At 72.9% G+C, this 5,950-nt stretch carries 6 protein-coding genes; all 6 read left to right on the top strand.

Going from position 1 to position 5,950, the window contains the following annotated elements:
* Positions 1–1,341: endolytic transglycosylase MltG (gene mltG, locus ABZ371_RS27990; protein ID WP_358684599.1), on the top strand; the 1,341-nt coding region annotated here is incomplete at its 5' end.
* Positions 1,338–2,168, top strand: coding sequence for a shikimate dehydrogenase (locus ABZ371_RS27985; RefSeq protein ID WP_358684597.1), 831 nt, complete (start codon positions 1,338–1,340; stop codon positions 2,166–2,168). The genes mltG and ABZ371_RS27985, both read left to right, overlap by 4 nt.
* A 152-nt stretch (positions 2,169–2,320) precedes the next feature.
* Positions 2,321–3,505, top strand: a complete 1,185-nt coding sequence (aroC, locus tag ABZ371_RS27980; protein WP_358684595.1) for a chorismate synthase — start codon at positions 2,321–2,323, stop codon at positions 3,503–3,505.
* Complete coding sequence (gene aroB / locus ABZ371_RS27975) at positions 3,502–5,148, top strand: 3-dehydroquinate synthase (protein WP_358684592.1); 1,647 nt, start codon at positions 3,502–3,504, stop codon at positions 5,146–5,148. Before aroC ends, aroB begins: the two co-directional genes overlap by 4 nt.
* Positions 5,145–5,588: a type II 3-dehydroquinate dehydratase gene (gene aroQ, locus ABZ371_RS27970; protein ID WP_358684590.1), complete on the top strand. Its 444-nt coding sequence runs from the start codon at positions 5,145–5,147 to the stop codon at positions 5,586–5,588. Before aroB ends, aroQ begins: the two co-directional genes overlap by 4 nt.
* Before the next feature lie 107 nt (positions 5,589–5,695).
* The coding region (locus ABZ371_RS27965; protein ID WP_358684588.1) for a Pro-rich N-terminal domain-containing protein at positions 5,696–5,950 on the top strand (255 nt) is incomplete at its 3' end.

The raw sequence follows: 5,950 nt of genomic DNA, 5'->3' as shown, positions 1-5,950 counted from the left end.
ACACCCGGCCAGAGCGGGCTGGCCCCTCGGCAGCAGCCGCAGGGCCCTCAGCGTCACGAGCCCCGGCAGCAGGACCCGGACTGGGATCCGGACGTGCCGCAGGAGGAGACGCATCCATTCTTCACGGGCACGGACGCACCGGCCGCCACCCGTGACGCGCGGGGGCCCCGCCCCCGCGACGACGAGGACGGCGAGGACGGGGACGACGACTCCCGCCGCGCACGCCGGGACGGCGGCGAGCGCCGCGGCAAGGGCAAGAAGAAGAGCCGCAACGGCTGCGCGTGCCTGGGCGTGGCCGTGGTCCTCGCCGGCGGACTGGGCGGGGTGGCCTACCTGGGCTACTCGTACTACCAGAGCCAGTTCGGCGCGGCGCCCGACTTCACCGGCAGCGGCACGAGCCCGGTGGAGGTGGAGATCCCGCAGGGCGCTCTCGGGAACGAGATCGCGAACATCCTGAAGAAGGCCGGCGTCGTGAAATCGGCCGACGCCTTCATCTCGGCGCAGAGCGGGAATCCGAAGGGGCGGTCCCTCCAGGCGGGCGTCTATCTCCTGAGGAAGGAGATGTCCGCCAAGAGCGCCGTCGACATGATGCTGGACCCGGCGAGCCAGAACGCGCTGGTCATTCCCGAGGGAACGAGCACCAGCGGGATCTACGCGGCCATCGACAAGAGGCTCGGCCTGAAGAAGGGGACCACCGCGGAGGTCGCCAGGACCAAGGCGAAGAGCTTCGGACTGCCCGAGTGGGCCGACGACGACCCGAAGATCAAGGACCCCTTGGAGGGCTTCCTCTTCCCGGCGGCCTACCCCGTGGCCAAGGGGTCGAAGCCCGAGGACGCCCTGAAGAGAATGGTGACCCGGGCGAACAAGGAGTACGAGACGCTCGATCTCGCGGGCAACGCCGCGAAGCTCAAACTGCGCTCACCGCTCGAACTCCTCACCGTGGCGAGCCTCGTGCAGAAAGAGGGGAAGTACAAGCACGACTTCGACAAGGTCGCCAGGGTCGTGTACAACCGGCTCGAGCCGGACAACCTGGAGACGGTCGGCAGGCTCGAATTCGACTCGACGGTCAATTACATCAGGGCCGAAAGCACGCTGGACGTCGGTGCCGTCGACGACCTGCGCAAGATCGACGATCCGTACAACACCTACCGGATCAAGGGTCTGCCGCTCGGCCCGATCACGAACCCCGGCGCCGACGCGCTGCACTCGGCGATCAGCCCGGCCTCCGGCCCCTGGTACTACTTCGTGTCCGTGACCGAGGACAAGACGCTGTTCGCGGTGACGAACGAGGAGCACGAGCGCAACCGCCGGAAGTACGAAGAGAACAAGGCCGACCAGTGAGCGCCGTCCGCCGGGCCGCGGTCCTCGGCTCACCCATCGCCCATTCCCTCTCGCCGGTCCTGCACCGGGCCGCCTACAGCGAGCTGGGGCTCGACACCTGGTCCTACGACCGTTTCGAGGTGGACGAGGCGGCCCTCCCCGCCTTCGTCGAGGGCCTGGACGCCTCCTGGGCGGGCCTCTCCCTCACCATGCCGCTCAAGCGGGCGATCATCCCGCTGCTGGACGACATCAGCGGGACCGCGGCCTCGGTCGAGGCCGTCAACACCGTCGTCCTCACCGAGGACGGCCGCCGGACCGGCGACAACACGGACATCCCCGGCATGATCGCGGCCCTGCGTGAACGCGGGGTCGGCACGGTGGACTCCGCGGCGATCCTCGGCGCCGGCGCCACGGCGTCCTCCGCGCTCGCCGCCCTCTCGGGGGTCTGCTCCGGCCCCGTCACCGCCTACGTGCGCAGCGCCGCCCGCGCCGACGAGATGCGGGGCTGGGGCGAACGCCTCGGCGTGGACGTCCGGATCGCGGACTGGGCCGCGGCGGACCAGGCACTGCACGCCCCCCTGGTGGTGGCCACCACCCCCGCCGGTGCCACGGACGCGCTGGCGGACGCCGTACCCGACGCTCCCGGCACCCTGTTCGACGTGCTGTACGACCCCTGGCCGACCGTCCTGGCCTCCCGCTGGTCGGCGGCCGGCGCCGGCGTCGTCGGAGGGCTCGACCTCCTGGTGCACCAGGCCGTCCTGCAGGTGGAACAGATGACCGGACGCCAGGCTCCCCTGGCCGTCATGCGGTCGGCCGGCGAGCAGGCCCTCACCGCACGCGCACGCTGAGACCCTCGCACGTCCTCTCCCGCCGGACCGTCCGTCTGCTGGACCGGCGGCGGGGCCCGGCCCCCGGGCGTGGGAGGATCGGGGGCGGCGGGCCAGGGCCGCGCACCCGGTCGCGCCGTCGGTTTTTTCAGGCGCGAGCAGGAGGAGCACCGTTGAGCAGGTTGCGCTGGCTGACCGCGGGGGAGTCGCACGGCCCCGCACTGGTGGCGACGCTGGAGGGTCTTCCCGCCGGCATCCCCGTCACCACGGAGATGGTGGCGGACGCGCTCGCCCGGCGACGGCTCGGTTACGGGCGCGGCGCGCGGATGAAGTTCGAGAAGGACGAGGTCACCTTCCTCGGCGGCGTCCGGCACGGCCTCACCATGGGCTCACCCGTCGCCGTCATGGTGGGCAACACCGAGTGGCCCAAGTGGGAGCAGGTCATGTCGGCCGACCCGGTCGACCCCGACGTGCTGGCCGCCCAGGCCCGCAACGCGCCGCTGACCCGCCCCCGGCCGGGCCACGCCGACCTCGCCGGTATGCAGAAGTACGGCTTCGACGAGGCCCGGCCGATCCTGGAGCGCGCGAGCGCCCGGGAGACCGCGGCCCGCGTCGCCCTCGGCGCCGTCGCCCGCTCCTACCTGAAGGAGACCGCGGGCATCGAGATCGTCTCCCACGTCGTCGAACTGGCCGCGGCCAAGGCGCCCTACGGTGTCTACCCCAAGCCCTCCGACGTCGAGCGGCTCGACGCCGACCCCGTGCGCTGCCTGGACGCCGACGCCTCCCAGGCGATGGTCGCGGAGATCGACCAGGCCCACAAGGACGGCGACACCCTCGGCGGTGTCGTCGAGGTGCTCGCCTACGGCGTCCCCGTCGGTCTCGGCTCCCACGTGCACTGGGACCGGCGGCTCGACGCCCGTCTCGCCGCCGCCCTGATGGGCATCCAGGCGATCAAGGGCGTCGAGGTCGGCGACGGCTTCGACCTGGCCCGGGTGCCGGGCTCCGAGGCGCACGACGAGATCGTGGCCACCGAGAACGGCATCAGGCGCACCTCCGGCCGCTCCGGCGGTACCGAGGGCGGTCTGACCACCGGCGAGCTGCTCCGGGTGCGTGCCGCGATGAAGCCCATCGCCACGGTGCCGCGCGCCCTCGCCACGGTCGACGTGGTGACGGGCGAGGCGGCCAAGGCCCACCACCAGCGGTCCGACGTCTGCGCCGTCCCCGCGGCCGGTATCGTCGCCGAGGCGATGGTGGCCCTCGTGCTGGCCGACGCGGTCGCGGAGAAGTTCGGCGGCGACAGCGTCGCCGAGACGCACCGCAACGTGCGCTCCTACCTCTCCCACCTCCAGATCCGGTGAGCGGCCCGCTGATCGTCCTCGTCGGCCCCATGGGCGTCGGCAAGTCCACGGTGGGCGAGCTGCTCGCCGAGCGGCTCGGCACCACGTACCGCGACACCGACGCGGACGTCGTGGCCATGGCGGGCAAGCCGATCCCCGAGATCTTCTTCGACGAGGGCGAGGACCACTTCCGCGCCCTGGAGCGGCAGGCCGTGCGGGACGCGCTCGCCGAGCACACGGGCGTCCTCGCGCTCGGCGGCGGCGCCGTGCTCGACGAGTCGACCCGCGGCCTGCTCGCCGGCCACCAGGTCGTCTACCTCTCGATGGAGGTGGACGAGGCCGTCCGGCGGGTCGGACTGAACACCGCCCGCCCGCTGCTGGCCGTCAACCCGCGGCGGCAGTGGCGCGAACTCATGGACGCCAGGCGCCACCTCTACGAGGAGGTGGCCCGCGCGGTCGTCGCCACCGACGCACTCACCGCCGACGAGGTCGCCCGCGCGATCCTCGACGCCACGGAACTGCCGGAGCGCACGGGTGAGCCCGCGCCGGCCGGCCGGGAGAACACACGCATGACCGACCAGGGCACCACGCGCATCCAGATCGCCGGCTCCGCGGGCACCGAGTCCTACGAGGTCCTCGTCGGCCGGCAGCTCCTGGGCGAACTGCCGGCCCTCATCGGCGACCGTGCCAAGCGGGTCGCCGTGCTGCACCCCGAGGCGCTCGCCGAGACGGGTGAGGCGGTCCGCCAGGACCTCGCCGACCAGGGCTACGAGGCCATCGCCGTCCAGCTGCCCAACGCGGAGGAGGCCAAGACCGTCGAGGTCGCCGCCTACTGCTGGAAGGCGCTCGGGCAGACCGGGTTCACCCGCACCGACGTCATCGTCGGTGTCGGCGGCGGCGCCACCACCGACGTCGCGGGCTTCGTCGCCGCCACCTGGCTGCGCGGGGTGCGCTGGATCGCCGTGCCGACGACCGTGCTCGCCATGGTCGACGCGGCGGTCGGCGGCAAGACCGGCATCAACACCGCCGAGGGCAAGAACCTCGTCGGTGCCTTCCACCCGCCCGCCGGGGTGCTCTGCGACCTCGCCGCGCTCGACTCGCTGCCGGTCCACGACTACGTCTCCGGCATGGCCGAGATCATCAAGGCCGGCTTCATCGCCGACCCGGTCATCCTCGACCTCGTCGAGGCGGACCCCGAGGGTGCCCGCACCCCCGCCGGGCCGCACACCGCGGAGCTGATCGAGCGCTCCATCCGGGTCAAGGCGGAGGTCGTCTCCAGCGACCTCAAGGAGTCCGGCCTGAGGGAGATCCTCAACTACGGGCACACCCTGGCCCACGCCATCGAGAAGAACGAGCGCTACAAGTGGCGCCACGGCGCCGCCGTGTCGGTCGGCCTCGTCTTCGCCGCCGAGCTCGGACGCCTCGCGGGCCGCCTCGACGACGCGACCGCCGACCGGCACCGCGCGGTCCTGGGCTCCGTCGGGCTGCCGCTCACCTACCGCGGCGACCAGTGGCCCAAGCTGCTGGAGAACATGAAGGTCGACAAGAAGTCCCGGGGCGACCTGCTGCGCTTCATCGTCCTGGACGGCATCGGGAAGCCCACCGTGATCGAGGGCCCCGACCCGGCGGTGCTGCTCGCCGCCTACGGGGAGGTCTCCGCGTGAGCACCCGCAGGGTCCTCGTGCTCAACGGCCCCAACCTCGGACGCCTGGGCTCCCGTGAGCCCGACGTGTACGGGGCGACGTCGTACGCCGGTCTGGTGGACACCTGCCGCTCGCTCGGCAAGGAGCTCGGCTTCGACGTCGAGGTCCGTGAGACCAACGACGAGGGCGAGCTGATCCGCTGGCTCCACGAGGCGGCGGACGGGGCGATTCCGGTCGTCCTCAACCCCGGCGCCTTCACGCACTACTCGTACGGCATGCGGGACGCCGCCGCGCAGCGCACCGCCCCGCTGATCGAGGTGCACATCTCGAATCCGTACGCACGGGAGGAATTCCGCCACACCTCCGTGGTCGCTCCCGTGGCCACCGGCACCGTGGCAGGATTCGGCATCGGCTCCTACCGGCTGGCGCTGCGGGCGCTCGCCGGTGAACTGCCGGACTGAGACCGGGCACTTCGTACGCTCCCCGGCCGTTCACCGCGTGGCGGCCGGGGAAGGTACGGTTGCCGTCGACCAGCGCCAGTTGCCTGTACGAGACGGAGTGGCACCGGATGCAGCACGCAGTGGGGGCCCCGCTGCCGCCGCCCCACGGTCCCGGTAACGGGCTGTGGGCGCACCAGGCCCAGCACCCCGGCCACCCCGGTCCGCCGGGGCCGCCGCCCGCGCCGCCGGGCCCGCCAGGCCCGCCGCCGGCCCCGCCCGCACCCCAGGGCCCGGGAGCGGCGCCCCCCCCCGCCCCTCTCCCGCCGTCGCGGGAGACGACCGGGCACGTCCAGCTCCCGCCCGGCGGCCCGGTGCCCCTGCCC

This window comes from Streptomyces sp. NPDC005899, assembly GCF_040629645.1.
GTDB lineage: Bacteria > Actinomycetota > Actinomycetes > Streptomycetales > Streptomycetaceae > Streptomyces.
The sequence above is the reverse complement of the archived record's forward strand: the minus strand, read 5'-3'. Positions and strand labels throughout refer to the sequence as shown.